At 40.4% G+C, this 26,732-nt stretch carries 30 protein-coding genes; 5 read left to right on the top strand and 25 right to left on the bottom strand.

The features are described 5' to 3' along the window. Positions 1–81 precede the first annotated feature (81 nt). From coaA to QM382_RS01360, 3 genes are all read left to right on the top strand, one after another. On the top strand, positions 82–1,002 hold the full coding sequence (gene coaA / locus QM382_RS01370; protein WP_045615125.1) for a type I pantothenate kinase: 921 nt from the start codon (positions 82–84) through the stop codon (positions 1,000–1,002). Positions 1,003–1,054: 52 nt separating this feature from the next. Beyond that, positions 1,055–1,303 (top strand): 30S ribosomal protein S20, encoded by a 249-nt coding sequence (gene rpsT, locus QM382_RS01365; protein ID WP_029689628.1) that lies wholly within the window; start codon positions 1,055–1,057, stop codon positions 1,301–1,303. Positions 1,304–1,367: 64 nt separating this feature from the next. Further along, on the top strand, positions 1,368–1,886 hold the full coding sequence (locus QM382_RS01360) for a DNA topology modulation protein (protein WP_414272190.1): 519 nt from the start codon (positions 1,368–1,370) through the stop codon (positions 1,884–1,886). An 87-nt stretch (positions 1,887–1,973) separates the two neighbouring features. Here the strand turns inward: QM382_RS01360 and deoD are convergent, their stop codons facing one another. The 10 genes from deoD to QM382_RS01310 form a co-directional block, all read right to left on the bottom strand. Beyond that, complete coding sequence (gene deoD / locus QM382_RS01355) at positions 1,974–2,684, bottom strand: purine-nucleoside phosphorylase (RefSeq protein WP_000022080.1); 711 nt, start codon at positions 2,682–2,684, stop codon at positions 1,974–1,976. A 211-nt stretch (positions 2,685–2,895) separates the two neighbouring features. Continuing rightward, the gene (locus QM382_RS01350; RefSeq protein WP_263393439.1) at positions 2,896–3,606 is read right to left on the bottom strand and encodes a glutamine amidotransferase-related protein; all 711 of its coding nucleotides are present in this window, start codon (positions 3,604–3,606) and stop codon (positions 2,896–2,898) included. Next, positions 3,603–4,838, bottom strand: a complete 1,236-nt coding sequence (locus tag QM382_RS01345; RefSeq protein WP_414272456.1) for a chloride channel protein — start codon at positions 4,836–4,838, stop codon at positions 3,603–3,605. Before QM382_RS01345 ends, QM382_RS01350 begins: the two co-directional genes overlap by 4 nt. A 4-nt stretch (positions 4,839–4,842) precedes the next feature. Further along, the gene (locus tag QM382_RS01340; protein WP_414272189.1) at positions 4,843–5,652 is read right to left on the bottom strand and encodes a purine-nucleoside phosphorylase; all 810 of its coding nucleotides are present in this window, start codon (positions 5,650–5,652) and stop codon (positions 4,843–4,845) included. Beyond that, the gene (locus tag QM382_RS01335) at positions 5,652–6,209 is read right to left on the bottom strand and encodes a DUF1697 domain-containing protein (RefSeq protein WP_414272188.1); all 558 of its coding nucleotides are present in this window, start codon (positions 6,207–6,209) and stop codon (positions 5,652–5,654) included. Before QM382_RS01335 ends, QM382_RS01340 begins: the two co-directional genes overlap by 1 nt. A 1-nt stretch (position 6,210) precedes the next feature. Next, entirely contained in the window at positions 6,211–7,422 is a 1,212-nt protein-coding gene (locus tag QM382_RS01330; protein ID WP_414272187.1) for a phosphopentomutase, read from the bottom strand. A 23-nt stretch (positions 7,423–7,445) separates the two neighbouring features. Continuing rightward, the gene (gene rpiA / locus QM382_RS01325) at positions 7,446–8,129 is read right to left on the bottom strand and encodes a ribose-5-phosphate isomerase RpiA (protein ID WP_414272186.1); all 684 of its coding nucleotides are present in this window, start codon (positions 8,127–8,129) and stop codon (positions 7,446–7,448) included. Positions 8,130–8,233: 104 nt separating this feature from the next. After that, positions 8,234–9,163 (bottom strand): peptidase U32 family protein, encoded by a 930-nt coding sequence (locus tag QM382_RS01320; RefSeq protein ID WP_414272185.1) that lies wholly within the window; start codon positions 9,161–9,163, stop codon positions 8,234–8,236. 110 nt (positions 9,164–9,273) lie between these two features. Continuing rightward, positions 9,274–9,954: an ABC transporter ATP-binding protein gene (locus QM382_RS01315; RefSeq protein ID WP_414272184.1), complete on the bottom strand. Its 681-nt coding sequence runs from the start codon at positions 9,952–9,954 to the stop codon at positions 9,274–9,276. Between the two features lie 13 nt (positions 9,955–9,967). Continuing rightward, the gene (locus QM382_RS01310; RefSeq protein WP_414272183.1) at positions 9,968–11,023 is read right to left on the bottom strand and encodes an ABC transporter permease; all 1,056 of its coding nucleotides are present in this window, start codon (positions 11,021–11,023) and stop codon (positions 9,968–9,970) included. A gap of 369 nt (positions 11,024–11,392) precedes the next feature. On the opposite strand from QM382_RS01310, the gene QM382_RS01305 reads away from it, so the two are divergent. Next, a complete protein-coding gene (locus tag QM382_RS01305) occupies positions 11,393–11,668 on the top strand; it encodes a DUF3270 family protein (protein ID WP_414262008.1) in 276 nt (91 codons plus the stop codon). A 26-nt stretch (positions 11,669–11,694) separates the two neighbouring features. On the opposite strand, the gene QM382_RS01300 is transcribed toward QM382_RS01305, so the two are convergent. The 3 genes from QM382_RS01300 to QM382_RS01290 form a co-directional block, all read right to left on the bottom strand. Next, positions 11,695–13,029, bottom strand: coding sequence for a sensor histidine kinase (locus tag QM382_RS01300; RefSeq protein ID WP_414272182.1), 1,335 nt, complete (start codon positions 13,027–13,029; stop codon positions 11,695–11,697). Continuing rightward, positions 13,022–13,693: a response regulator transcription factor gene (locus QM382_RS01295; RefSeq protein WP_414272181.1), complete on the bottom strand. Its 672-nt coding sequence runs from the start codon at positions 13,691–13,693 to the stop codon at positions 13,022–13,024. Before QM382_RS01295 ends, QM382_RS01300 begins: the two co-directional genes overlap by 8 nt. Before the next feature lie 115 nt (positions 13,694–13,808). Then, the gene (locus tag QM382_RS01290; protein ID WP_414272455.1) at positions 13,809–16,355 is read right to left on the bottom strand and encodes a M1 family metallopeptidase; all 2,547 of its coding nucleotides are present in this window, start codon (positions 16,353–16,355) and stop codon (positions 13,809–13,811) included. Between the two features lie 225 nt (positions 16,356–16,580). Between QM382_RS01290 and QM382_RS01285 the strand changes: the two genes are divergently transcribed. Then, complete coding sequence (locus QM382_RS01285; RefSeq protein ID WP_414272180.1) at positions 16,581–18,350, top strand: Ig-like domain-containing protein; 1,770 nt, start codon at positions 16,581–16,583, stop codon at positions 18,348–18,350. Between the two features lie 189 nt (positions 18,351–18,539). Here the strand turns inward: QM382_RS01285 and QM382_RS01280 are convergent, their stop codons facing one another. The 12 genes from QM382_RS01280 to metG form a co-directional block, all read right to left on the bottom strand. Then, positions 18,540–18,980, bottom strand: coding sequence for an ASCH domain-containing protein (locus tag QM382_RS01280; RefSeq protein WP_414272179.1), 441 nt, complete (start codon positions 18,978–18,980; stop codon positions 18,540–18,542). Then, complete coding sequence (locus tag QM382_RS01275) at positions 18,922–19,824, bottom strand: putative PEP-binding protein (RefSeq protein ID WP_414272178.1); 903 nt, start codon at positions 19,822–19,824, stop codon at positions 18,922–18,924. Before QM382_RS01275 ends, QM382_RS01280 begins: the two co-directional genes overlap by 59 nt. Then, a complete protein-coding gene (locus tag QM382_RS01270) occupies positions 19,802–20,302 on the bottom strand; it encodes an NUDIX hydrolase (protein WP_414272177.1) in 501 nt (166 codons plus the stop codon). Before QM382_RS01270 ends, QM382_RS01275 begins: the two co-directional genes overlap by 23 nt. Before the next feature lie 39 nt (positions 20,303–20,341). Next, positions 20,342–20,947, bottom strand: a complete 606-nt coding sequence (locus tag QM382_RS01265; protein ID WP_414272176.1) for a DUF6707 family protein — start codon at positions 20,945–20,947, stop codon at positions 20,342–20,344. A gap of 50 nt (positions 20,948–20,997) precedes the next feature. Continuing rightward, positions 20,998–21,369, bottom strand: a complete 372-nt coding sequence (locus QM382_RS01260) for an Imm51 family immunity protein (RefSeq protein ID WP_414253795.1) — start codon at positions 21,367–21,369, stop codon at positions 20,998–21,000. A 58-nt stretch (positions 21,370–21,427) separates the two neighbouring features. Continuing rightward, complete coding sequence (locus QM382_RS01255; protein ID WP_414272175.1) at positions 21,428–21,769, bottom strand: hypothetical protein; 342 nt, start codon at positions 21,767–21,769, stop codon at positions 21,428–21,430. Positions 21,770–21,787: 18 nt separating this feature from the next. Further along, a complete protein-coding gene (locus QM382_RS01250) occupies positions 21,788–22,207 on the bottom strand; it encodes an SMI1/KNR4 family protein (protein WP_414272174.1) in 420 nt (139 codons plus the stop codon). 18 nt (positions 22,208–22,225) lie between these two features. Next, on the bottom strand, positions 22,226–22,561 hold the full coding sequence (locus QM382_RS01245; protein ID WP_414253798.1) for a hypothetical protein: 336 nt from the start codon (positions 22,559–22,561) through the stop codon (positions 22,226–22,228). Positions 22,562–22,597: 36 nt separating this feature from the next. Further along, the gene (locus QM382_RS01240; protein ID WP_414272173.1) at positions 22,598–23,296 is read right to left on the bottom strand and encodes a 3-oxoacyl-ACP reductase; all 699 of its coding nucleotides are present in this window, start codon (positions 23,294–23,296) and stop codon (positions 22,598–22,600) included. Continuing rightward, a complete protein-coding gene (locus tag QM382_RS01235; RefSeq protein WP_000141913.1) occupies positions 23,289–23,525 on the bottom strand; it encodes a DUF2829 domain-containing protein in 237 nt (78 codons plus the stop codon). The genes QM382_RS01240 and QM382_RS01235 overlap by 8 nt, the downstream gene beginning before the upstream one ends. A gap of 98 nt (positions 23,526–23,623) precedes the next feature. Further along, complete coding sequence (locus tag QM382_RS01230) at positions 23,624–24,550, bottom strand: aldo/keto reductase (protein ID WP_414272172.1); 927 nt, start codon at positions 24,548–24,550, stop codon at positions 23,624–23,626. Positions 24,551–24,652: 102 nt separating this feature from the next. Beyond that, entirely contained in the window at positions 24,653–26,650 is a 1,998-nt protein-coding gene (gene metG / locus QM382_RS01225; RefSeq protein ID WP_414272171.1) for a methionine--tRNA ligase, read from the bottom strand. Positions 26,651–26,732 lie beyond the last annotated feature (82 nt).

The raw sequence follows: 26,732 nt of genomic DNA, 5'->3' as shown, positions 1-26,732 counted from the left end.
AAGAAAGCGCTTTTTCTCAAATGATTCAGATGTCTTTCTCTGTAAATTATGGTATACTGAGATATCAAACGAGGAAATTTTATGACCAACGAATTTTTACATTATGAAAAAATCAGCCGAGGAACTTGGCAATCATTACATCGTAAGACAACACCTCCTTTAACCGAGGAGGAATTAGATTCTATTAAGAGTTTCAATGACCAGATCAGTCTCCAAGATGTAACAGATATTTATCTACCGCTGGCTCACCTTATTCAAATCTACAAACGATCCAAAGAAGATCTAGCCTTTTCAAAAGGGATTTTTCTCCAAAGGGAGAGTAAAAATCAGCCATTCATTATCGGGATTTCAGGTAGTGTAGCAGTCGGAAAGTCAACTACTAGTCGACTCTTACAAATTCTGCTTTCTCGTATTTTCCCAGAAGCAAGTGTTGAATTAGTTACGACTGATGGTTTTCTCTATCCTAATAGCATCTTAAACGAGCGCAACATTCTAAATAGAAAAGGTTTCCCCGAGAGCTATGATATGGAAGCTCTACTTAATTTTCTTGACCAACTTAAAAACGGGCAAGATGTTGACATTCCTGTTTATTCTCACGAAATCTATGATATCGTACCTGATAAAACACAAAGAGTTCAAGCAGCGGATTTTGTAATCGTAGAGGGTATCAACGTCTTTCAAACCCCTCATAACAGCCGTCTTTATATTACAGACTTCTTTGATTTTTCAATCTACGTAGATGCTGCAGTTGAGGATATCGAGAGTTGGTATTTGGACCGTTTCTTAAAACTCCTCAGTTTTGCACAAGATGATCCAAGCAACTATTACTATCGCTTCACCCAGCAACCAATTAGTGAAGTCAAAGATTTTGCCCATCAGGTTTGGACAAGTATTAATTTGACCAATCTGCAAAACTACATCGAACCGACCAGAAATCGGGCTGAAGTTATTCTTCACAAATCTAAAAATCATGAAATTGATGAAATTTATTTAAAAAAGTGATTTCCCCTTGTCAAAATAATAGTTTTCAGATATAATGGTATAGTTAGTAAATATGGAGGTAAGAACATTGGCAAACATTAAATCAGCTATCAAACGCGCTGAATTGAACGTTAAACAAAACGAAAAGAACTCAGCTCAAAAATCAGCTATGCGTACTGCTATCAAAGCTTTTGAAGCAAACCCATCTGAAGAACTTTACCGTGCTGCTAGCTCAGCCATCGATAAAGCAGAAACTAAAGGTTTGATCCACAAAAACAAAGCTAGCCGTGATAAAGCACGTCTTGCTGCTAAACTTGGTTAATTAATAACTGAAAACAAAATGAGCTCTTCGGAGCTTTTTTTGTACCAAATTTTTGGAGGTTATCATGAAAATTACGATTATAGGATATTCTGGAGCAGGTAAGTCAACTCTAGCAGAAAAATTGTCTCGCTACTACTCCATTCCCAAACTTCATATGGACACTCTTCAATTTCAGCCAGGCTGGGTAGACAGTGACCGCGATTGGATGTTAAAAGAGATGAGAGATTTTCTCACCGAACATTCCGATTGGGTGATTGATGGTAATTATTCTTGGTGTTATTACGAGGAAAGAATGAAAGAAGCAGATCAAATCATCTTTCTAAATTTCTCACGTTGGAATTGTCTGCTTCGAGCCTTTAAGCGTTATCTTAAATACAGAGGAACAGTCAGAGAAAGTATTGCTGCAGGGTGTCCTGAACGTTTTGACTGGGAGTTTATCCGTTGGATTCTCTGGGATGGACGAACAAAAAATGCTAAGGAAAGATACCAACACTTAAGCAATACTTACCCAGAAAAGTTGCGTATTCTTCATTCTCAAGCAGAGATTGATTGTTTCTTACAATCTCTTCAAAATAGACAATAGAGCAACATTTCATTAAGGTCACAGTATGGACTGAATGACTAAAAAAGGAAGATTTTCATCCAGAAAGTCTTCCTTTTGTGTTCTCTTTTATTCAGCAATCAAGGTTTCTAGACCAACCTTCATCATATCAGTGAAGGTGTTTTGGCGTTCTTCTGCTGTAGTGTCCTCGTCTGGATTAACCAAGCTATCAGAAATGGTCATAATGGCAAGCGCATCAACATGGTGTTGAGCAGCTAGATAATAAAGAGCTGCTGCTTCCATTTCGACAGCTTTCACGCCCCATTTACCAAGTTCGATATTCTTTTCAAAGTAGTTTGAATAAAAGACATCCGATGACAATACATTTCCTACGTGCGTAGTCATGCCAAGCTCTTTGGCGATATGATAAGCCTTATCTAGCAAGTCAAAGCTAGCGATTTGCGGGAAATCGTATTGAGGCCAGTCGTTGCGGATGATGTTTGAGTTGGTGGCAGCAGCTTGTGCCAATACCAATTCACGGACATGTACGTCCTCATTTAAAGAACCAGCAGTTCCGACACGAATCAATTTCTTCACACCGTAATCTACAATCAACTCACGCGCATAGATGGAGATAGATGGCATCCCCATTCCAGTACCCATGACAGATACACGATGACCTTTGTAAGTTCCTGTGTAACCAAACATGTTACGGACTTCGTTAAAGCAAACAGCATCTTCAAGGAAATTCTCAGCGATAAATTTCGCACGAAGAGGATCCCCAGGAAGAAGAATTTTATCAGCAATTTCACCCTGCTTAGCAGCAATATGGATAGACATGTTTAAGATATAAAGGGCGACAGAGAACAAAGGAAAAATAGGAAACTGACGAAGCATCACAGATGCTAGACAGTTTATCTTTTTTCCACAGTTCTCCGCCCATATTCAGTTCAGCGAATACAGTTAACCCTTCCTTTCTGTGTATATTTTTTATTCAGAAAAGCTTTCCGCTCGTGTTCAAATTAGAACACATGCTCTTCCTCTCTTATTTTTAATTTGTTAATGAATCCAAAAATGCGTATAATTTTGCATTCATTTCTTGATAATCGTAAGCACGGATGGCTTCAGGTTTTTCGACAAATGGCAATTTTTGACTTTGGGCTTCCAAAGCGGCTTCACCATCTGCAGCAATTAAGAGATTGACTGCTTCTGGATCAAATTCCAAGTGAGCTTGGAAGGCATAGTGTTTAGGACTGAAGCGTATAATCTGCCGTGGACAACCTTGACTGGTCGCAAGGACAACAGCATCCTCTGTCAATCCCGGCATATCTCCATGCCAGTGTCCTGAATCAAAGCTCTCACCAAATAAGGCGACATTCGGATCTGCTAATCCTTCAAGGGTTAGGTCCACCGGATAAACACCAATCTCTCGTTCTGGACTATGTTCATACTCTGCGCCATAAGCTACAGACAGGAGCTGCGCACCAAGACAGACACCAACGATGTAGCGATCCGCCTTCATAGCTTTTTGAATTAGTTCAATCTCAGCTTGCGGATCATAGTAAGGGAAGGTTGCGCGATCCTCATCTGGCGATTGTGGTCCTCCCATGACAATCAAAAAATCGATTTCATCCACTGTCTCAGGTAGAGCTTCCCGCTCGTAGACCTTGGTCATTTTCACCTGATGACCACGCTCCTGCGCCCACTTTAGATAGGCACCAGGTACTTCAAAAGTTTCGTGCAAAACAAAATGCACTCTCATCGTTTATTCTCCCATCTATTTTGAATCACATAAGACACACCAGCAGATAGTGCCAGCGGTAGAATCAAGGCCCAGCTCTGTCCTGTAAAACCAAGACTTAGGGCAATGGCAGTCATGGGAGCTTGTAATGTTGTCCCTAAAAAGACTGTCGCTCCAAGCAACATTCCTAGAGCAGGATCTAGTTGAACGCCAACTGCAGAAAGAATCATGGTCACCAAATAACCAGATCCAATTCCTAAGGCAAATGATGGCGTCAAGGTTCCCCCATAGGCACCATTACTCAAGAGGATATAGACCAGGAGCCCTTTCACGACCAAGATCAAGGCTAGATTAGAAAATGGTTGACCTGATAGAACGGCTTGAGCTAGAACCTGTCCATTCCCCATAAAAATCGGGTAAAAGATCACAATGCCAGCTAGCACCATAAATGCTAAAGGCAGAGCCCATAGAATGGTCCAATCCTTCCGCCGTTTGCGACTAGCCTGTTTGGCTAGAAAACGAAAGGCAAGTGCCAATGGAGTAACCAATAGAGCCACTAAGACAGCCTGCAAGAAACCACTTGCTGACCAATGAACTTGCGACAGGTGGTAAATAGCACCATGACCAACGATTGGTTGGGCCACCCAAGCCGCTAGATAAGTACTGGACAAGACCAGTAAGACATTTTTCCAGCGATAGGACAACCCTAAGGTCTCAAAGACAAACAAGCTACTAGCAAAGGGAATCTGATAGACCGCAGCTAACCCCGCTCCAGCTCCACAAGCAATCAAAACTCTTTGCTCTTTGATCGTCAAGGACAAAACTTTTCCCAAACGACCAGCTATAAGTGCCCCAACCTCACGTGGAGCTCCTTCTTTTCCGACCGAAGCGCCAGCTCCGACAATCGCAACCTGCATACTTGCATGAAGGATATGGGCTAGGGGCGCTGGTTCTCTATCCCCAACCTGATCAATTTGCTTACGAATAGACAGGATCTTATAACGTTTCTGCAAAACATACCAGAATCCTGCTGCCAAAAGCCCTGTCACAGATAAGACAAGAAATCTACGAAGACCTCCGGCTTCCCGAAATTGCTGGAGCAGATCAGATCGTTCTTGGCCGAAAGCCAACTTTTGTACGCCATCTAGTAGAAAATGACAGGCGATTCCGACCAGACCTGTTCCTATTCCTAAAGCGACGGTCGCTAAAAGCAGACGCCAGCCATAGGGCAGACTTTGGAGTCGTGCTTTCATCATCTTACAATTCAGCAAGAATCGCTTTAAGCAAGCCTTTGAAGTCACCTTTAACACGTTCGGTCACTTCTACAACTTCCTCGTGGTTGAGTTCTTCTTGGAAACCAGCAGCATGGTTAGTAATACATGAAATTCCAAGAACCTTCAAGCCAGAGTGAGCCGCAACGATAACTTCTGGAACAGTTGACATTCCGACAGCATCAGCGCCAAGTGTCTTATAGGCACGAATTTCTGCAGGTGTTTCATAAGTTGGACCAGTAACACCGATATAGACACCTTCATCAAGTTTGATTCCAAGTTTTTGAGCCACTTCATGTGCAGTTACACGGTATTCTGGAGTGTAAGCCTTCGACATATCTGGGAAGCGAGGGCCAAACTCATTCAAGTTTTCACCGATCAATGGGTTTTGACCTGTCATGTTGATGTGATCAGTGATTGCCATCAAGGTACCAGGACCGAAGCCGATACCACCGGCAGCGTTGGTTACAAGAACTCCTTCACATCCCAACACTTTCATGACACGAACTGGAAAAGTCACCACTTCCAATGGGTTTCCTTCATAGAAGTGGAAACGTCCTTGAAGGGCCAAGACTTTACGTCCAGCAAGATCACCATAAACCAATTTACCAGCGTGTCCGACTACTGTTGATTGACCCCAGTTTGGAATGTCAGAGTAGTCTACTACGACTGCATTTTCGATTTCTTCAGCCAATTCTCCAAGACCTGAACCAAGGATCAAACCGAACTCAGGAGCTTCGATTCCTTTGTCCTTCAAAAATGCTGCTGTTTCATTGATTTTATTTAAAAATGTCATTAGGTATCTCCTTTTTTATGTTTTAAAAATTGACCAATTTTGTCAAAGGTATTAGCGTTACGAATGGTAATATTGCCATAGAAAGGCATCTTGAGTAAGTATTTGTGATAGGCTGTTTCGTAGTATGATTCTTCAGAGAATTTCCCCCAGAAAATCCCAAGTCTTCCAAAATGAACGACTTCATCTTCCAGTTCAAAACTGTTCACTTTCTCGATGACTTGATCCACATCCAAGCCCTCAGTGTAAAAGAGCACATCCTTTCGAGCCATCTCATGATTCCACCAATCAGGAAGATTTCTAAGGTCCTCTTCATAGTCTTCGTAAGACAACAAGGAAAAACTCTGAATAAATGGATAACGTCTTTCAAAGAAAGCCTGTAAATTCTCTATTAATTTAGTTCTAGGCACAATGCTATTAAAGAAAATATTGCCACTGTTGATGTAGGTTTCAACCTTTTCCAGTCCCAACTCTGTCAGTTCTTGACGAAGTTGCGCCATGACAACCTTATTTTTCCCACCGACATTAATGCCCCGAACAAGTAAAACATATCGCGTCATCTTATACCAATTTATCTAAGAAACTTTCACCGATCATGGCTTTTTCAACGCCAAAGTTATCCGCAATTGTTGCTGATATGTCGGCGAAGTGTCCAACTGGAATTAATCCATTGCCTTTAAAGGATGGACTGTATGCCAAAAGTGGAATATATTCACGAGTATGGTCAGTACCAGCATAGGTTGGGTCATTTCCGTGGTCAGCAGTAATCAAAAGAAGATCGTCTTCTCTCATTGCTGCAATGATTTCTGGCAAGCGCTCATCAAACTCATGCAAACAATCACGATAGCCGTGTGGATCACGACGGTGTCCATAAAGGGCATCGAAGTCTACTAAGTTTGTAAATGAGAAGCCATGTTTGAAGTCTTCTGATTTCATAGCCTTGATCAAGTTGTCAATACCGTGGCTGTTTGATTTGTTGTGGCCCATATCGTGGTTGATACCTGCACCGTTGAAGATATCGTTAATCTTACCAACTGCATATGTATCGATACCAGCTTCGTTCAATTTGTCCAAAACAGTTGGGGCAAATGGAGATACAGCCAAGTCACGACGGTTAGCCGTACGAGTGAAGTTTCCAGGCTCACCAACATAAGGACGAGCAATAATGCGTCCGAGAAGAGCTGGACGCTCTAAAGTAATCGAACGAGCGTATTCACAGATACGGTAGAGTTCATCCAAAGGAATGATGTCTTCGTGAGCTGCGATTTGAAGAACGGGGTCAGCTGATGTATAGATAATCAACTCGCCAGTTTCCATTTGGCGTGGTCCAAAGTCATCGATGACTGCTGTTCCTGAGTATGGTTTGTTGGCTTCGCGGATGACCTTGCGACCTGAGAATTCTTCGATTTTTGTCAAGATTTCTTCTGGGAATCCATTCCAGAAAGTATCAAACGGTTCTGTAATATTAAGACCCATGATTTCCCAGTGACCAGTCATGGTATCTTTACCTAGAGATACCTCTTCAAGCTTAGTCGCATAACCTGTTGGATTGCTCTCAGCTGGAACTGTCTTCAATGGTGTTTCGCGAGGAATGTTCCCAAGACCAAGTTTTGCCATATTTTGAACATTCAAACCTACTGATTTTGAAATGTGTCCAAGCGTGTCTGATGCACCATCAGGAACACCAGCGTTGACAAAGTTATGAGCATCTGGTGCTGCACCGATTCCTACAGAATCTAGTACCACCAAGTGAATACGATTAAATTTTGGCATAGTGTGTCTCCTTTTTATTTTGATTATTTTGCTTTTGTTGAAGTTAAAATCTGAACGCCCTCTTGTCCAGCAACGATGACCTTATCCACCATTTGGTTAAACAAGCCATGCTCGACGACACCAACGACATGGTCCAATTCTTGTCCAAGAGCAATTGGGTCTTCAATCACTTCCAAGGCCAAATCGATGATAAAGTTTTGCATATCCGTTACAAAGCGTTGGCCATCCTTTTCGCGGAAACTTGGTTTATAGCCAGCTCGCTCAAATCGACGGAAGACCTGTTCGGCACCATATTGAACAACCTCTACTGGTAATTTAAAGGCACCAAGTTTCTCTACTAGCTTACTTTCATCAACAACCCAGATATATTCTTTAGATGGAGTTGCGACAACCTTTTCCATGAGAAGGGCCCCACCACCGCCTTTGATTCCGTTAAACTGACTGTCTACTTCATCTGCACCATCAACTGTCAGGTCTACAAAGTCCACTTGATCAATAGACTTAAGAGGAATATTGAGTCCTTCTGCCTGCTTGCTGGTCACACTAGAAGTCGTTACAGCTGTAATCTGTAAGCCCTCTTCATTGATACGACGACCTATTTCTTCTACGAAATAGTAGGCAGTTGAGCCTGTTCCAAGCCCGACAACCATACCATCTTTGACGAACTCGGCAGCTTTAATCCCTGCCATTTTTTTCAGATTTTCCACTTATACACCTCCAAATAGAGCTACTTCTATTATATCATGAATACGCTTCAAATTCATCCTTACACTAGAAAAACCCGAACAATTTATGTCGGGTTTTGTGATGTTTACTTAACCATATCAGGGTCATAGTCGTAAAATCCAGTATCCAAGAAACGATTTTTAGGATGGAGCTTGCGAACTTCTTCATCGAGCAAGAAGGCCTGGTCATGAGTAAAGTTACCTTCTTGAATTAAATTGCGCGCTTGAATAAAGAGTTTTGCGATTTCTACAAAGTTTTGGCCAGGTGTATAAAGACCCTCAAGTTTCCAATGAGTGAATCCATGCTCTACTAGTTCTGTCAATTTGGTCATCAAATCAAGATCATTATTAGCAAAGATATGAGTCCCATGATTGTCTTCAAAAATAGAATAATGGCTCTCTGGGTCACTTGGCTCAGCCAAGAACAAGTCACGTTGACGAGATTTTTCATCATCGATTTGAGTGAAATTATAGTAGTTTTGCAAGAGTGGACGCTTCGAATGGTGGATGACACTAGCACCGTATACCAAGACCTCAGCAGGAATTTCTAAAATTTCAGGCATCTTGAAGAGTTCTGCAGATGGGATTTCACGCGCCAAAACAGCCTCTGATGCTCCTGCTTTTTGTCCCCAGAAATTAATCTGACGACTGCTTGTGACCATGGTTGAGGCATCGTAAATCGTTTTGAAAGAATAGTTATCACGGTTAACCACATAAAAGACACCTGCGTCCCCAACTGTGATGTAGTCCGTTTTGATTTCTTCTAAAAAGTCCAAGAAGGGCTTGATACGGTCCATCATGTCTTGGTGCATAAGAGCATTGACCGCAACGATTAATTCCTTACCGGCACCATGAACAATTTTTGCGATTTCACGCAATTCTTCATGACTAAAGGTAGTTGGCAAACGAAGACCAAAATCTTTCTCACCGACATAAATGCGGTCGACACCAGCTTCAAGTAGCTGTTTTACTTGTTCAATACTTTCAGCAGTTGCTGTAATGATAATCTTTTCCATAGAGAAAATTATACCACATTTCCAAAAAATCAGCTATAAAGAAAAGTGGGTCTTGTTAGTCCAAATTTTAAAAAAAGTGAACCGTATCAATAACAGTTCACTTTTTAGATTTATGCTTGTGTCTTTTCAACAAGTCGTCCGTCATTCATCACATAAATACGGTCAACCTTATCTAGTAAGCGTGTATCATGTGTAATCATGACAACACCCCTGCCTTGCTCATGGGCAATTGAAGCCAACATATCCGTCACTTGATATGCACGTTGTGTATCCAAGCTAGCTGTCGGCTCATCTGCAAGTACGATACTAGGATTATTATAAAGGGCTCTAGCAATTGCAGCTCGTTGGCGTTCACCACCAGAGAGAGCTTTGGGATAGTGATTTTGAACCTTTTCCAAGTCCAACAAACTGAACAACTCTTGTCGGTCACATTTTTCTGATTTCTTTTTATCCAAACGGTCAATTAAATCTAATTGCTCCTTAACCGTTAAAAAGGGAATCAGATTTGAAGCCTGGAGGATAAAACCAAATTCACTAAAGCGCAAATCCGTTTTTTCTTTTTCAGATAAATGCCCAGTCTCTTTTCCCTTTACTAGGATCTTTCCACTTGAAGCTTCCTGAAGTTGTCCTAGAGTCGTTAAAAAGGTTGTTTTACCTGATCCAGAAGGCCCCACAATCGCTACAAACTCCCCAGCGTTTAGCTGAAAATTGGTCTCATGGAGAGCTGTAACTTTCATATTGCCTTCGCCATAAGTTTTTGTCACCTGAATCATCTCAATTAATGTCGTCATATCATTCTCCTTATCATTCTGCAATCGCTGTAATTGGATCTACTTTAAGTAGACGCGGAAGCGAAATGACGCCACCTAGTAGTGCCATCAAGCAAATGACCAGGCTTAGCATAAAGTATGCCAACCAACTAGGGTAGAAAAAGAAGGTTGCAGGTAAGACTAAAATGACAGCCCAAATGGCTAATAAAGCCAATCCTATACCCAAACCAGATAAGAGAAAGATCTGGCAGAAAAGGGACCATACGATGGATTTTATCTGAATCCCTTGCGCTCGCATAATTCCATAGAGGCCTAATTTTTGAATGGTAATGATGTAGATAAAAATTCCTACAATCAGACCTGTAATGACAATCATAGCTAGAATCATTCCTGAGAATACATTGACCTGAGGGGTATAGCCAGGAATTTTCGAAATCATTTTTTGAATAGAAATCTGCTTCAAGCCATCGCCAGTCACTTCTACATCATTTTGCAATACCAATGCAGAGATCGAACGATTGCCTTTTGTTATTCCTTGTAAATCCCAATACGTTGTTAAACTAGTAAAGACAACAGGTTCCGTGAAAAATTTATTTTCTCTGGTCAAACCTACAATCTTAAAACTTGTCTCACTTCCGTTGAGTTGAATAGCGTCCCCGAGTTTGATGCCGTAATTTTCAAAAGACTGATCCACTACCACTTCTTGGTCATTTTCTGGGTAACTCCCTTCAATCAAGGTTGGAGAGATAAAACTGTCCCACTCTTGACCAAAAATAGAGACATTCATCTTGTCACTACTATTAACCAAGTTTGTTACAGCAAACATATAGCTTAGGGGAACAGCATCCTCAGAAACCTTATCCTTGTAGTCTTTTTCAGGTATAAAGGATGCAGTCAAATTATCGTTTGCATAATCGGATAGAACAACTCCTGTTGCTTGCCAATTATCGATAGCAGCCCTATTATTTCGAACAAGCCCGAGAGCAAAACTGGTCATAAAAAAGACCATAAAAGCAATGAGAAAAATGGTAGTTAGAATTAAACTGTAACGTAGTTTATTCTGTAAAATTTCTTTGATAGCAAGATACATGCCAATCTCCTTTAACTATTCTGTTGCCGGGGAATACAGCCCCCCTCTACCATAGCACTAAAGATAGAAAACCATCTTGTCATGAACAACTAGAATCAATTTAAAAGAATCCTGTCCTTACTTCAAAATTGAATTTATTTGCATCTGTGTATGATTTTTATTCGTTTTAACCATCAAACTTCCCCTCGTTTAAAATAAGAGAAAAATAATAAAGTTTAAACGGTTCACCCATCCTATCATTTTCCCTAAGGCATGTCAAGAAAACTGAAATTGCCCCTGATAACAGATTTTATGCAATTTGTAACATTCCTGTAATAATTCTCTCTTTAAAAAATGATAAAATAGTAATGTACTGTTAAGGAGAGAAATATGCCCGCTAGAAAATTGCACCCGTATGAGTTTGAACAAGAAAGTATAAAAACTGCTCAGTTTCAAGATTATGTTCCAGAAAATGCTTCTGTCGCTAGTGTAAAGGAAGTCCTATTTTTTGTAAACATCGCTTGCTTCTGCGTCTTTTTAGCGATTTTTAGCTTTTTGTTCTTATCACTAAAAGTAAACACTGTCTTATCATTTGCTTTGGCTATCGGCCTCAGTCTTGTAGCTTTACAATTTCAGCGCACTTTTATCAAGAAAAAATTCAAATAAAAACCTTCGATGAATCGAAGGTTTTTTTATTTATTCTTTCGTCTTGATGGTGTTGTGATCGCTATCTTGACTTCAAAAATTGTTCCGTTAGGTTTGTTATCTTTCACACTGATAGAGCCTTTTAAGGCATCGACGATCTGCTTAGCTAAAGATAAGCCTAAACCGAAACCACCCTTTTGCCGTGTACGTGCCTTATCCACGCGATAAAAACGATCAAAGATTTTCTTTTTATCGGCTGCAGAAATACCGATTCCATTATCAGCTACCGTTAGATAGAGGCTTCGTTCTTTCGTTGAAATCTCAAAATATATATCTCCTTCTTCTTCTGTATACTTGACCGCATTGTCAAACAGAATGGTCATCAATTGCTTGAGAAGGAGTTTATCTGTGATAATGGTGCGATGAACACGATTTTGGAAACGAAAGACACGATTATTCTCGGACGCAATCATCTCATAGTTAGTAAAGGTTGTATTAAAGAAGTCTGGCTCTATCTCTCCAAACTCAGGCTTGATTCCATCGTCTCTACGTGCCAGATTGAGAAGGTTAGTCGTTAGAAACTTCATATTTCGAACTTCTTCCAAACTAGAAGCGATACTCTCACTTGACTCCATAATAGTCGCCTCTGGTTTTCTAAAAAGAGTTTCCAGACGGTTCTGAAGAACTGCCAACGGAGTCCGTAATTCATGACTGGCATTTTCCACAAAGCTTTTCTGCTTTTGCATACTTTCAAGTAAGGGTTTAACACTGACACGTGCAAGATAGAGACTGGCTAAGATAGATAGAATCCAAAAACTTGCCATCACCACCACGATTAACTGCTCGTGGTTTTGACTAATTTGCTCTAGTTGGCTTGTGTTAATCAGGATAGCAGCATACTTAATATTAGTCGAAACAGAATCAATTTTTATTTCTGTCAGTACAACGCGATAAATCTCATCCTGACCATAACTATTGACAACATGAAGTTGGCGGATATGATTTAAATCCTTTTTATTGAAAGTTATTCTGTCTAATCCTAAAAAGCGATTGCCAGTCACTAATTGATTCAAATTTGAATCTAGCAAAATCACTTCAGTATTGGAACTCACATTTGGTTTTTTATCAGATGCTGGAGCGACATTGCCACTATCTAAATCCTTTACGTCTTCAGTTGCACGATTAACCGCCAATTGAATGATATCCTGAGGATTGTTGCTGAGAGATAGCAGTTTCTCATCCACTGATGTGTAGAGACTGGAGTGCATAACCTGCAAGATAATCAAGGTCATGGCAGAGAAAATTAGGGTGAAAACACCAAAATTACGGATAAAGTAGCTAAAATCTTCTGCGTACCAATTCTTTTTTAATTTCTTAAACATGTTTTAAAATATACCCAACACTACGCAAAGTTTGGAGATTTTCAGCAAAGGCTGAACCTTTCAATTTCTTACGAACTTTTGATACATAAACTTCTACAACGGAAATGGTTGTGTCACTGTCAAATCCCCATAAACGGTCAAAAATTTGTGTTTTTGGTAAGATAACATTTTGATTTTGGAGGAAATAAACCAGAAGCTCAAATTCTTTACCCAATAGTTCCACAACAGTATCATTGACTTTAACCTCATTTGTAGATAAATTGACAGTCAAATCACCATAAGAAAGAGTATTTTCGTTGAACTTACCAGAACGTTTGAGTAGAGCCTGGATACGCATCTTGAGTTCTTCTAGGTAGAATGGTTTGGTTAGATAATCATCTGCTCCCAGCTCAAATCCATGACCTTTGTCATCGAGACTTTCCTTGGCTGTCATGATGAGAACAGGAGTCGAAACACCTTTTTCACGTAGTTCTTTTAAGACTTGAAAACCATTTTTTTCTGGTAACATCAAGTCCAATAGAATCAGGTCATAGACGCCACTTTCAGCCTCGTAGAGACCTTCTTCGCCATCAAATACCTGCATGACATCTGCAAAATCATCCAAAAAATCAAAGACTGAATTTGACAGGCCTAGGTCATCTTCCACTAATAGAATTTTAATCATCAAAAATTCCTCCTTATTATATCCATTATAGCAAAAATATCTTAAAAAAAACTCAACTTTCCTTGTTTTTCTAAGAGAAAGTTGAGTTTTTATATTCTATTTAGTCAAGAAGTTTTTAAGCCTTGCCATATTGTGCAACAACTGCTTCAACTGCTGCTTTCTCACGTTTAATCAATTCAACGCGTGCTGCGATTTCCTTGATTCCCATACCGATGTTACGGCTAAGAGCTAGGTCAGAGAGTTGTGGTTCAAAAAATTCCTTGTATTCTCCCAAGCGTCGCTCTGTCTTAAATACATGAGCAGGAAGGATAACAAAGCTATCAAAGCTCATATCTCCACCGAGGGCTGCCTTGATCCAATCCCAGTTTTCACGCGCCCATACCCAAACAGTTTCTTGAGTTGTTTGATGAGCTAGGAACTGGTAATACCAAGCAGACAAGTCTTGTGGTTTCACCACAAATTTATCCTTCCATGAACTAATCAAAGTTTGGATATTTTCTGCATCTGTACTGTATGCTAGAGCAGCTGCCAACTGGCGTTTAAAGACCGCATCTGTTGCATGAGTGTATAAGTCCAGATAAGTCGCTACCAACTCCTTAGTCTCATGATGTTTGATCTCATTGATGAGGACTTGAGAGCGAATAGCCGCTGGAAGTCCTGCAAGATTTTCTTTATGAGCTGCAAAGATTTGACTAGCAACTTGACTAGCTTCTTCATCATTTGAACGAATCATCATAGAAATGGTTAATTGACGAACCAATTCATCTTCATCAGATTCACCCTCTTTTGCTTCAAAACCAAGTCGTTCATAGTTGTGACGAGCCAATTTAGCAATGAGGTTATTAAAGTCTTTCTCAACTTCTGTTCCTTCATCGATAAAGCGCTCAAGGGCAGAAATCACTTGAGAAACTGCAGCAACAACAAGGTAAGACTCTTCCTTAGCAAGTTTATCAAGGACTGGAAGTAAGTCTGCAAATGAAATGTGTCCTGCCTCAGCAAGCAAGCGACGTTCTTGGACGATTTGAAGCTTACTTGTATTATCAAGTTCTACTAATTCTGAAAGGATAGCATCCAGTAATTCACCTTGATAGTCAGTAATGTAGTGGGCAGTATTTTCAGTGTTAAGACGAAGAGCTGTTTTGTTTTCAGCAAGAAGAGCGGCGTAGCCAGGGATTTCGATGCTTTCAGTTTCGAGTGTATCTGGCAAACCTTTCCAATTACTGTTAAGGGGTACTACCCAAAGACGGTTCTTGTCTTCGTGTTCACCGATGAAGAATTGTTTTTGTGAAATCTTCAAAACATCATTTTCAACTGTAGCAGTCAAAACTGGATAACCAGGTTGCTCCAACCAAGAATCCATAAAGGCTGCTACATCACGGCCTGATGCTTGAGCAAGGGCATTCCAAAGGTCACGACCAATGGTATTTCCGTATTGGTGTTTTTCAAAGTAAGCACGCAAACCTTTAGCAAAATCAGCATCTCCTAGCCAACGACGAAGCATGTGCATGAGACGGCTTCCTTTAGCATAAACGATAGCAGAGTCAAAGAGTGTATTGATTTCATCTGGATGTTTAACTTCAACGTGAACAGACTGAACACCATCAGTCGCATCACGTTTAAGTGCGGCTGGCACTCCACTTGTTTGGAAGTCTTCAAAGATATTCCAGCTTGGCTCAATCGCATCCACACAGACGTATTCCATCATGTTGGCGAAGCTTTCGTTGAGCCAGAGGTCATCCCACCATTTCATAGTTACGAGGTTACCGAACCATTGGTGAGCAAGCTCGTGGGCAATGACAAGAGCTACTTGTTGACGGCTGGCAAAAGTAGAGTTCTCATTTACAACCAAGTAGACTTCACGGTAGGTTACGAGACCCCAGTTTTCCATAGCACCTGCTGAGAAGTCAGGAAGGGCGATGTGAAGAGATTGAGGAATTGGATACTTAACTCCGTAATAGTCTTCGTAAAATTCGATAGAACGAACAGCGATGTCTAGTGAAAACTCCAGGTTTGAAAGTGGGTGTGCCTTGGTTGAGTAAACACCAACGAGAGTACCGTTTTTAGTTGTAGCAGTTACCCCTTGCAAATCACCAGCTACAAAGGCTAGCAAGTATGAGGACATTCGAGGTGTAGTTTCAAACTTCCAGATGCCAGTTTCCTTGCGATTTTCAACATCAATCTCAGGCATGTTTGACAAGGCAAGTTCGCCTTCTGCTTGGTCAAAGCGAAGTGCTAGATCAAAGGTTGCTTTAGCTTCTGGCTCATCCACACATGGGAAGGCTTCACGGGCAAAGTGGCTCTCAAACTGAGTCGACAAAACTTCCTTCTTAACTCCATCAACTGTGTAGTATGATGGATAGATTCCTGTCATGTTGTCTGTGATTTTACCTGAAAAAGCGATAACCAATTCAACTGAACCTGCTTCTGCAAGTTCGATATGAAGGGCTTCATTTTCGTTATCAACTGTAAATGGACGAGCTTGTTCTCCTACTTCAACTGAAGAAATCTCCAAATCCTTTTGGTGAAGGGAAATACGGTCACTTTTAGCTTGACCAGTAATAGTTACTTTTCCTGAAAAAGTCTTGGTCTCACGACTCAAGTCTAAAAACAAATCATAATGTTCAGGAACAAATTTTTCAATATAATGTTCTACTGCTTGCATCATATTCTCCTATTCTAAATTTCTGAGCGAATGCTCTAGTTCAAACATACCTATTTTATCATATTTTTAAATAGAAAGAAGGATTGAAATGATTTTTACAATATTTTCATCTCACGTAACTCTATAGATGTTTTATAAAAATTGTTAAGTCGTATTATTTGACCGCTTAATATGTTAGTGCTAAAATTGTCTTGTTTGGTAAATCAACTATAAAAAGGAGGAACAATGAAAAAGTTATTTTTTGCTGTTATTTCTGCGTTTGCGGCCCTTGCACTTCTAATTTCTATCGGTGCATATAGAACGCAAGCAAAAGAATTAACCAGCCAAGTGAAAATTTCTCAAGTGACAACTGAAGGCGAAAAGATTTCATATCACTGGGAAATTGACGGTGGCGTAGAAGTAGGTGATACATTCACAATTTCTATGCCAGAGGACGTTAAGTTTGCTTCTTCCGCTTTTAGCTCAATGAAAAACTCTAGTGGCGAAGAAATTGCAACAGGAAAAGTATCAGATGACGGTAAGACTCTGACTATTACCTTTGTAAAAGGAGGGAATAAAGGGGCTGAAGGAAACGTATCATTCTGGTATAAATGGGATGGAGATAACACCACTGGTCAAGACCAAGAACGCTCCATTAAAATCGGTTCAGAATCTGCAATTGTCAGACGTTCTGGACAAGGTCCAGTACCAGTCCTACTTCCGATTAAGAAGTATAATTCTGGTGGTACAGATAACACTAACTTGCAACATGCTCAAAAAATTTGGGGACCTACAGGAATTCCAGACTGGAGAGATACCCTAGAAGTAACTGATAAGACTACTGATGGTTTCTTGTTCTGGCACATCTCAGTAAACAATGCTGTTGACAAGAAAGAAGCTGCTTCAAGCATCGTCTTTACTGACCAAATGCCTAACCTTCCTGCACTTGACTATAGCCGTATTAAATCTGCTAAAGGTCAAGATGTGTCTCAATACTTCAAAGGTGGAACTTACCTTCCAGCATCATTTGACTTGAAAGTCAATGGTAAAACTTTTGTAGTTGATGGAAAACCAATGTCTGGTCTTGCATTAGAACCATACATCGAGTGGACAGAACATGGATTTAAACTTGATTTGACTAAGGTTAGCGACCAATTTAAAGTTGCATCTACAGACGAAATTACCCTATCATACCAAACACTTCTACAACATGCTGATCAAATTAAGAGCGTAACAAATGTTGCTTCTCTTACAAGTGATCAACACAAAACAGCTGTAACCAAAGAAAACACTTGGGTTAACAAAGCTGCTTCAGCAGATGCACAAGTCTACAATAGTGATGTAACAACTTCAACAACGACTACATCTACTACCACAACAACTTCAACAACGACTACGACATCTACTACTACAACTACTGAGTCTACAACTTCATCCACTACAACTACGACTCCTGAGTCTACAACTTCATCTACTACAACTACGACTCCTGAATCTACAACTTCATCTACTACAACTACGACTCCTGAATCTACAACTTCATCTACTACAACTACGACTCCTGAGTCTACAACTTCATCCACTACAACTACGACTCCTGAGTCTACAACTTCATCTACTACAACTACGACTCCTGAGTCTACAACTTCATCCACTACAACTACGACTGAAGAGCCTAAGACTTCAACTTCAACTACTACAACTCCTGAAGAACCAACTAGTCAAAATAGTAGTGAAGAATCAAGCTCTACAACAACTACAACTCCTGAAAGTTCAACTTCAGAGACAACAGCTCCAACTGCAGATACAACAGCTTCAACTTCGGAAAAAACAACTCCTGAAGCTAATGGTTCAACAACCACTACAACTACTGGAGAACCTACAACAGTTTCAACAACTGGGGACAAACCAGGACTTCCGAACACTGGTGAACGTAATAGCCTAATTGTTTCTGTTGCTGGTGTTGCAATGCTTATCGTAGCTGTAGGAACAGTTTTACATTATCGTAAAAAATAATCAACCAATGTAGAAGTGATATGAATAGGGATTCAAAAGATAAACATCTTTGATATACTTTATCCAGAACTTCACTTGCTAGATTCAAAAAAGCGGACATGATTGTCCGCTTTTTGTTTGCTCGTTTTATCATTTAAAGTCAGAAAAAGCTTTGAATAATGATTTCCAAAACTTTCTTATGTCTGCTTTTTACAAGGGGTAGACATTGTGAAATTCTTCTAAAACAACCTTGCTTTCAGGTGTAAAAGTCAGACCTGCTTCTCCTAAGCAGTCTTTGAAAAAGTCTTCATGAACCTGACGCCAATAGGCCAGAGATTTGTCACCTTCGCCTTCCTTGTAGGCATGGTCTGCTGACACTTGATGGAAAGGCTGAACAGACACCTTTGTAATTTCGACGATGCAGACAGCTTGATCTTGACTGTCTAAAATAATATCAAAGGTTCCTTCTTGGGGAAGGGGTTCATCCTCTAGTGCGTAAAGGTCGTAGGCAGAGGCGGTTGCTGTTTTTTCGCCTTTAAGCACCAAATCTGCTAAAAGGTCTGGTTCCACTCCAAAAGCCCAGGCATCTATCTCATCTCCGATAGAGTGGTTGATTTGTTTGTAGGCATTCCACATTTCTTGCGGTGTCATGGGTTGCTCCTTTGTTTTTTTTACTTTCTTCTTTTATACGTTTGAGATGATCTGGATGGTCAATCTCTAAATTAAAAATCTCTGGAATAGAACTGTAGTGGATAATGCACTCAATCCCCATCTGATTCATTTTTTGTATGAAAGAAGGATTCAGATAGCCTGCTACAGCGAAATCTATTTTTTTCGTCCTTGCTTTATCTTGCATCTGTCTCAGCATTTCTAACATAATGGGACTTTCCATATCATGCCATTGACTATTTCTCACAGTGGCAAAAACAAAAGAAGTCAAATCATTCATTCCCACTACAATCTTTGAAATACCAGTTTCCAGCATCCTGTCCAAGTCAAAATAAGCTGACGGCAATTCAATCATTGTTCCAACTTTTCCAGTAAAACCATACTGGCGCAATACTCTAATAGCTTGTTTTAACTGTTCAGCATCATTCACAAAAGGAAAAATAACAGACAGATTGGGATTGGTTTGATAAACTTCTGTAACGACATGTGCCTCAGCCTGAAATTCATCTGGACACGCCAATAAACGCCTAGTCCCTCTATATCCAAATAATGGGTGGCGTTCGTCAAAATACTCTTTAGTCCCGTCTAGACTATTTGCTTCTGCATTTGTTAACTCTGAAAAGCGATACCAGACTTCTTCATCTGAGTATAAATGGCAAATAGTGTCTAGATAATCTTTTACAAATTGCTGACAACTTGGTAACAGGATGTTTTGGTTGAGCTCTCTCAACAAGTATTCCCCGCGAATCAAGCCGACGTGGTTCAATAACTGGGGATAAACTTTTTCATCAATTCTTTCGCCACTAAAAGCAAGTTGATTTTGCATGTTTTACCTTCCAATTCCTATAGCTTGTCAGTTCTAATTCTGGAAATCCTCGTAACTCTGCCTTCACTTTTAATATTAAAGGGGAGGCATTTTCTTCGGTAATCTGCTCAAGAGGAAGCCAAATGGCCTTTGCTGAATCATTTCTTCCATCAAGAACCTCCTGAGGAAGGGATTGTTGAGAGCTCTCGAAATCGAGTACGATATCATAAAAGGCCATGATATGATGTACTGCGAAGTCTTGCCCTTCTTCTTGAACCAGCACATCATAAATCCTAGGATTTGAATAACAGCTAAGAGTATAGCCTGTCTCTTCCAGAACTTCTCTTTTGAGGGTTTCTGTCAACCCCTCACCGAGTTCCTGACTACCACCCGGTAAATCAAAACGATGCTGATAGGGGCCTCTTGTTTTTTCAATACAGAGCAATTTCCCCTCTTGAAGACAGACTCCGTATACCCCAAAGTGATTTTTTATTTCCATTTTCCTCTCTTTCTAAAAGTCCAAGATCAATAACTTACCTTATCCCTTAAAAGGAAAGAGGCTATAGATTTCATGCTCTTTGATATACTTCTTCAGTATCTCCATATTCTCTTCGATTTTTGCCTGGATATCAGTCTCTTCACAAGTTGACTCAACAATAAAAAGATGAATCTTCAATAGATCTGTCAAGTATAGTAGACGGCGTTCCATTTCCGATTCAGGACTTGAAGCTTGCTCGATTTTTGCAAGCTTTTGCTCCAAGCTATCACCATTCAAAAATCTCTGATGAACTCTCCTTCTTATGTTTTGAGTGGATTCCTCCCCTTGTTCTAACGGAGACAAAAGGAGTTTTTTATAGACGAGTACCTGATTTTCTTTTTCTCTTTCCAGATAGGCCAATAAAACCAGAGAGCTATCAACAAAGGTCCAAATGTTATAATTCCCTTCAAATGGAACTTGTATGATCCTATCTAATAATTTTTTAGTCATTTCCTCTTGATCATCCAGATAAAGTAGATAGGCCAGATGATTTAGCGAATCGAGATAGCTAGCTTGGGTTTTCTTATTCTTTTTTAAAATTTTATCTAAATAGAGATGTAGGTCTGGATGTTTTTCCAGTTGTTCAACTACTTCTGGTAGCTTCATTTGAAATCCTTTCTATTCTTTTTAAAAAAATTTAAAGAGATTTTAGTCAACTAATCCAACTCTGCTCGACTGAACAAGTCTTTCATAGCTTCGATATCATCGCAAAATTCTTTAAATTCTAAAGCGAATTTAGCCAAGGCGTCCACCTTGGAAGAATAGGCGCAAAACATACTTCCTTCAGGATCAAAGTCGATAGCATCGCTTAATTCAGGCATTTTTTCCTCCAAAAATACCCAAGCTAGGGATGCCCAATCGTAGCCATTTCCTTCAAATCCCTCCTCTTCTCGAGTGTCAAACACTTCCTGTCTGTATTCTCCATCAGGGTAATAAATGAGCGACCCTCGAACATTTTTAGGATCCTCATCATATACAAGCAGGCTAAAAGGGGCAATTTTTTCATTTATTTTTTCGTAATCCATCATTTTTAAACTCCTTATGGAACGCGTTTATTGGTAACAGGACTTCATAAATCTAGTAGATCTACTCAGCATCAAAAGGCATAAAGCTATCATGCTGATTATAATAATTCAAAGTATCAACCAAGTCTTGGAGACTTGCATCTGGCTTTTCTTCAATCGCTACGGTGAGAACATCAATCAACTGATCTCCATAGTAGACTAGCTGGAGATCTTGCTCCGTTGCATCAGCTGGGTAGACATCACGATCTTCCACAACATCTGGATAATCTGATACCCAATAGAGCTTTTCCAGTGCCAGTTCTCCATCCTCCTTGCCATAGAGGCAAAAATCATCTGATACCAATTGATCTACGCGCACCTGCTCAATTATCTGCTCTAGTGAAAGTTCTTGGTGTTTTCGCATCCCGTCTCCTTTTTAATCTCACTCTTCAACAAAAGAGTTCAAAAATTCCTCAAAAGAAGCCCATTGACCATAGATCTCAGCTTTTTCTTCTAAGACATAGAAATACACCTTACCATAATCTTCTTCCCTTAGAGAAAGAGCGTAAGTGCCAGAACCAGGATCATAGGCGAAATGGAGAAGGTCTGTAGCCCTAAATCCTGCAGGCATAGCCTCATCGTCATACCATGTAAGAGACTTCCTCATCTCCTCAAGTGAATTAAAGGAATTGAAAGGAAAGACGTGATGTTCATCGTGGACCCCCCTTACTTGGGGCTGGCCACCGTTGTACTTGAGATAAAAGTCCAACATAGTTTTTGGCAATTTCTTTCCAAGAATCTCCTCAAATTGTAAAAATTCTTCTTTTGAAATCGGTGAATCTTCATCAAGCATCCTAAACATGATTACTCCCTCAGTTTTCTACAATTCTTCTTCCAATACCTTATCAATAAAGTCATTGATGTTTTTAGCAACTTTTTGCATTTCTAAGGAACCTAAAGCTCCCAAGTCATTTTCATAAATGCAATCATCAGAATTTTTCTTAATAAAGTAAGCCAAATCTCCTTCCTGTCCAATCATAAAGTAATCTGGCTCTACTTCCTCAATCTGATAAGTCTCATTACGCTCCTGTAGATCCTCCTTGGCATACAAACAGATGCCTGAATCTCCAATTTCATAGGGGTCAATCTCTTTCCACTCCGTTAAAAACTGATAGTAGAGATTGGGCAAGACAAATCCAAACTCATCTCTTTTCATAGTTCACCTCCACATATTCATTGAGTATCAACTATATTACTTCAAAGACCAACCACCATCAATCGTCAGAATCTGTCCCTGCATGGCGATTGCCTTTCCGCTTGCTAAAAAGAGGCTGACTTCTGCCACTTCCTCTGGTTCTATCCAGCGTTTGATAGGTGTTTCGCTTGCTACCCAGTCTGCCAGTCCGCCTGGTTCAAAGTCCGCAGCGGTCATACCAGTTTTGACTGCACCAGGTGCGATTCCAAAGACCTGAATACCAGCTTCGGCATAGTCTAGAGCTAATTGCTTGGTAAAACCAGCCAAGGCGTGTTTAGACGAGGTATAGGCGTGACCACCACCCCCAGCTAGGCTTGAAGCAATGGAACACATATTGATAATGATTCCTTTTTTATTATCCAGCATTTGAGTAAGATAATATCGCGTCAGCTCTACTGGAGTCACATAGTTGATTTCAAAAATCTCTTGGATTTCTTGGGCTGTTTGTTCTAGTAAGGGCTTGTAGTCATCCAAAACCCCAGCTGTGTTACACAAAATATCCACCTGAGGGCACCAGTCAAAAATTGGTTCCAAGTCAAGCGTTAAATCACGTTGTAAAAAGTGAAAGTCACCTTGTAAGGCAGGATTTTCACCCTGATCCACTCCGAAAACCTGATAACCTTTTTCTAAAAAGAGTCGAGCCTGTGCTAGGCCAATCCCTGAGCTAACACCCGTAATGAGTACACGTTTAGTCATGGACTTCCACCCAGTCTGTTGCTAGGACATCACAAGGGGTTGGACTCCACATAGAAAAACCTTCCCCTTCTCCAGATACGTTGATGAGGAAATAAGGTGTCACTTCAAGGGCAACCCCGTTTTGCTCGATAGTATCAAAGAGCTGGACATAGTTTTCAGCCCCACCCCAGCCAGTACGGACGTATTTCTTTTTAGCCTTTAGCCCCGGCAAGATTTCTTCAAATGTCATATTTTTCTCCTCTGTTATCTATGAATCTCAATTTCATTATAACAAAAAACCGTTTTTCAACGGCTTTTTGACTGTGATTTCTTAAAATGCATTTTTTCCTATGGCAAATCATTCCCTGCTGCGAGGTAAATCTCATACCATTCTTTTCGAGTTAGGTTGACATTACTTGCTTGGCTTGCTTCTATCAAATGTTTAGGGTTAGTTGTTCCCACTACTGCCTGCATCTTAACTGGATAGCGTAACACCCAAGCGATAGCAATGGCTGATGGGCTTACTCCATATTTTTGCGCAAGGCGGTTTAAAACTTGATTCAAAGCTTGAAACTGTTCATTGCCAACAAAATTCCCTTTGAAGAAACCAAACTGCAAAACTGACCAGGCCTGAATGACCATGTCATTCAGTTTGCAGTATTCAAAGACGCTACCATCACGCAAAGCTGCCTTGTCACCTTCCATATTGACATGGAAACCTGATTCAAATCCTGGCGTGAAAGCTGCGCTTAGTTGTAGCTGATTAATAGTTAGAGGTTGCTTAACTTCTTTCTTCAGTAATTCCATCATCATGGGATTTTGGTTAGACACACCAAAGTCTCGAACCTTACCTGATTTTTGTAGAATATCAAAAGCTTCTGCCACTTGGTCTGCTTCCATTAGGGCGTCCGGACGATGGAGAAGCAAGCTATCTAGGTAATCAACCTGCAATCGTTGTAGAATCCCATCTACTGACTCTAAAATATAATCTTTTGAAAAATCAAAATAGGTAAATTCTTCTATGCGAATGCCACATTTGGACTGGATCCACATCTTTTCTCTCAGGTCAGGACGTTTGTTTAACACTTGACCCAGTAATTCTTCGCAACGTCCACGACCATAGATATCTGCCACGTCAAAGGCGTTGATTCCCACAGATAAGGCTGTTTCAACCAGCTCCTCAACTTCTTTAACCGACTTGTCACTGATTCGCATCATACCGAGGACAATTTCTGACAGTTCTCTTTTCTCTTGACCAAATGGAATGTATTTCATGGCAACTTCCTCCGTTTTTCTTCATTATAAAGTAGAATGCCTCTTTTATCAACTATCGTCATACAAAAGAAAAGAACCAGCTCAAACTGGTCCTTTTAAATCTTAGCCAATCACACTTCCGTTTGGTACAGCTGGATCAACTGTGAGAAGGGTTAATTTGCCATCATGTTCAGCTGAGAGAATCATCCCTTGGCTGACATATTTTTTCATCATCTTACGTGGTTTGAGGTTGGCAACGATTTGTACTTTCTTGCCGACCAATTCTTGTTCGTTTGGATAATATTTTGCAATACCAGAAAGGATTTGACGATCTTCACCATCTCCAGCATCCAAGCGGAATTGAAGTAACTTATCAGAACCTTCTACTTTAGAAACTTCTTTGACTTCAGCAACACGGATTTCAACCTTATCAAAGTCTTCAAACTTGATTTCTTCCTTGTTTAGTTTGAGTTCAACTTCATCAGGATTCCATTCTTTTTCAACAGCTGGCTTGTTGCCTTCCATTTGTTCCTTGATATAGGCGATTTCTTCTTCCATATCGAGACGTGGGAAGATTGGTGTTCCTTTAGCAACTACAGTGACACCTGCAGGGAAATCAGCTAAACTTAAGTTTTCAAGACTAGAAACTTCTGCGAGACCAAGTTGAGTCAAGACTGCACGACTGGTTTCCATCATAAATGGTTCAATCATGTGAGCTACGACACGAAGGCTGGCTGCCAAATGGCTCATAACACTTGCCAATTGGTCACGAAGAGCTTCATCTTTAGCCAAGACCCAAGGAGCTGTCTCATCGATGTATTTATTCGTACGTGAGATAAGAGTCCAGACTGCTTCAAGCGCACGTGGATAGTCAACTGCTTCCATGTAGGTATGGTAGTCAGCGATTGATTGTTCTGCAACGTCAGCAAGTGCATTATCAAAGTCTGTTACACCTTCTACATAGGCAGGGATTTGTCCATCAAAGTACTTGTTAATCATAGAAACCGTACGGTTGAGGAGGTTTCCGAGGTCATTTGCCAATTCATAGTTGATACGACCTACATAATCCTCTGGAGTGAAGGTTCCGTCTGAACCGACTGGAAGGCTACGCATGAGGTAGTAACGAAGTGGATCAAGACCATAACGCTCTACTAACATTTCAGGATAAACGACATTCCCTTTAGACTTGGACATCTTACCGTCTTTCATGACAAACCAACCGTGGGCAATCAAGCGGTCAGGCAATTTGATATCCAACATCATAAGAAGGATTGGCCAGTAGATTGAGTGGAAACGAAGGATGTCTTTCCCAACCATATGGAAGACTGTTCCGTTCCAGAACTTGTCAAAGTTGCCATGTTCATCTTGACCGTAACCAAGAGCTGTCGCATAGTTAAGAAGAGCATCAATCCACACATAGACAACGTGTTTCGGATTTGATGGGACTGGTACACCCCAGGTAAAGGTTGTACGAGAAACCGCCAAGTCTTCCAAACCAGGCTCAATAAAGTTTTTCAACATTTCATTGAGACGTCCATCTGGAGTGATGAAGTCAGGATGTGATTTGAAAAATTCGACCAAGCGGTCTTGGTATTTGCTGAGGCGAAGGAAATAAGACTCTTCTGAAACCCATTCCACCTCGTGACCTGATGGAGCAATACCGCCGGTTACATTTCCAGCTTCATCACGGAAAACTTCTGCAAGCTGGCTTTCTGTAAAGAATTCCTCATCTGAAACTGAATACCAACCAGAGTATTCACCCAAGTAGATATCATCTTGAGCAAGCAAACGTTCAAAGACTTGAGCTACTACTTTTTCATGGTAGTCATCTGTTGTACGGATAAATTTATCGTATGAGATATCGAGTAATTGCCAGAGTTCTTTAACACCAACTGCCATACCGTCAACATAGGCTTGAGGTGTGATACCAGCTTCTTCAGCTTTCTGTTGGATTTTCTGACCATGCTCATCCAGACCAGTCAGATAAAAAACATCGTAGCCCATGAGGCGTTTGTAGCGAGCTAGGACATCACAGGCGATGGTTGTATAGGCAGAACCGATATGAAGTTTACCAGATGGATAGTAAATCGGTGTTGTAATATAAAAATTCTTTTCAGACATAATATTTCCTTTCCAGGCTAATGAAACCTGTTTTTCTAACACTTCATTATACCACATTTTTAGTGATTTTCGATAAAGAAAT

It is taken from the genome of Streptococcus infantis, assembly GCF_047465185.1.
GTDB lineage: Bacteria > Bacillota > Bacilli > Lactobacillales > Streptococcaceae > Streptococcus > Streptococcus infantis_O.
Note: the sequence above shows the minus strand (reverse complement) of the source record. Positions and strands in the feature narration are given on the sequence as shown.

Coding starts and splice junctions, on each gene's coding strand:
- coaA (WP_045615125.1), top strand. CDS start 82: ATGACCAACGAATTTTTACATTATGAAAAAATCAGCCGAGGAACTTGG.
- rpsT (WP_029689628.1), top strand. CDS start 1,055: ATGGAGGTAAGAACATTGGCAAACATTAAATCAGCTATCAAACGCGCT.
- QM382_RS01360 (WP_414272190.1), top strand. CDS start 1,368: ATGAAAATTACGATTATAGGATATTCTGGAGCAGGTAAGTCAACTCTA.
- deoD (WP_000022080.1), bottom strand. CDS start 2,684: ATGTCTATCCATATTGCTGCTAAGCAGGGTGAAATTGCTGATAAAATT.
- QM382_RS01350 (WP_263393439.1), bottom strand. CDS start 3,606: ATGAGAGTGCATTTTGTTTTGCACGAAACTTTTGAAGTACCTGGTGCC.
- QM382_RS01345 (WP_414272456.1), bottom strand. CDS start 4,838: ATGAAAGCACGACTCCAAAGTCTGCCCTATGGCTGGCGTCTGCTTTTA.
- QM382_RS01340 (WP_414272189.1), bottom strand. CDS start 5,652: ATGACATTTTTAAATAAAATCAATGAAACAGCAGCATTTTTGAAGGAC.
- QM382_RS01335 (WP_414272188.1), bottom strand. CDS start 6,209: ATGACGCGATATGTTTTACTTGTTCGGGGCATTAATGTCGGTGGGAAA.
- QM382_RS01330 (WP_414272187.1), bottom strand. CDS start 7,422: ATGCCAAAATTTAATCGTATTCACTTGGTGGTACTAGATTCTGTAGGA.
- QM382_RS01320 (WP_414272185.1), bottom strand. CDS start 9,163: ATGGAAAAGATTATCATTACAGCAACTGCTGAAAGTATTGAACAAGTA.
- QM382_RS01315 (WP_414272184.1), bottom strand. CDS start 9,954: ATGACGACATTAATTGAGATGATTCAGGTGACAAAAACTTATGGCGAA.
- QM382_RS01310 (WP_414272183.1), bottom strand. CDS start 11,023: ATGTATCTTGCTATCAAAGAAATTTTACAGAATAAACTACGTTACAGT.
- QM382_RS01305 (WP_414262008.1), top strand. CDS start 11,393: ATGCCCGCTAGAAAATTGCACCCGTATGAGTTTGAACAAGAAAGTATA.
- QM382_RS01300 (WP_414272182.1), bottom strand. CDS start 13,029: ATGTTTAAGAAATTAAAAAAGAATTGGTACGCAGAAGATTTTAGCTAC.
- QM382_RS01295 (WP_414272181.1), bottom strand. CDS start 13,693: ATGATTAAAATTCTATTAGTGGAAGATGACCTAGGCCTGTCAAATTCA.
- QM382_RS01290 (WP_414272455.1), bottom strand. CDS start 16,355: ATGCAAGCAGTAGAACATTATATTGAAAAATTTGTTCCTGAACATTAT.
- QM382_RS01285 (WP_414272180.1), top strand. CDS start 16,581: ATGAAAAAGTTATTTTTTGCTGTTATTTCTGCGTTTGCGGCCCTTGCA.
- QM382_RS01280 (WP_414272179.1), bottom strand. CDS start 18,980: ATGACACCGCAAGAAATGTGGAATGCCTACAAACAAATCAACCACTCT.
- QM382_RS01275 (WP_414272178.1), bottom strand. CDS start 19,824: ATGCAAAATCAACTTGCTTTTAGTGGCGAAAGAATTGATGAAAAAGTT.
- QM382_RS01270 (WP_414272177.1), bottom strand. CDS start 20,302: ATGGAAATAAAAAATCACTTTGGGGTATACGGAGTCTGTCTTCAAGAG.
- QM382_RS01265 (WP_414272176.1), bottom strand. CDS start 20,947: ATGAAGCTACCAGAAGTAGTTGAACAACTGGAAAAACATCCAGACCTA.
- QM382_RS01260 (WP_414253795.1), bottom strand. CDS start 21,369: ATGATGGATTACGAAAAAATAAATGAAAAAATTGCCCCTTTTAGCCTG.
- QM382_RS01255 (WP_414272175.1), bottom strand. CDS start 21,769: ATGCGAAAACACCAAGAACTTTCACTAGAGCAGATAATTGAGCAGGTG.
- QM382_RS01250 (WP_414272174.1), bottom strand. CDS start 22,207: ATGTTTAGGATGCTTGATGAAGATTCACCGATTTCAAAAGAAGAATTT.
- QM382_RS01245 (WP_414253798.1), bottom strand. CDS start 22,561: ATGAAAAGAGATGAGTTTGGATTTGTCTTGCCCAATCTCTACTATCAG.
- QM382_RS01240 (WP_414272173.1), bottom strand. CDS start 23,296: ATGACTAAACGTGTACTCATTACGGGTGTTAGCTCAGGGATTGGCCTA.
- QM382_RS01235 (WP_000141913.1), bottom strand. CDS start 23,525: ATGACATTTGAAGAAATCTTGCCGGGGCTAAAGGCTAAAAAGAAATAC.
- QM382_RS01230 (WP_414272172.1), bottom strand. CDS start 24,550: ATGAAATACATTCCATTTGGTCAAGAGAAAAGAGAACTGTCAGAAATT.
- metG (WP_414272171.1), bottom strand. CDS start 26,650: ATGTCTGAAAAGAATTTTTATATTACAACACCGATTTACTATCCATCT.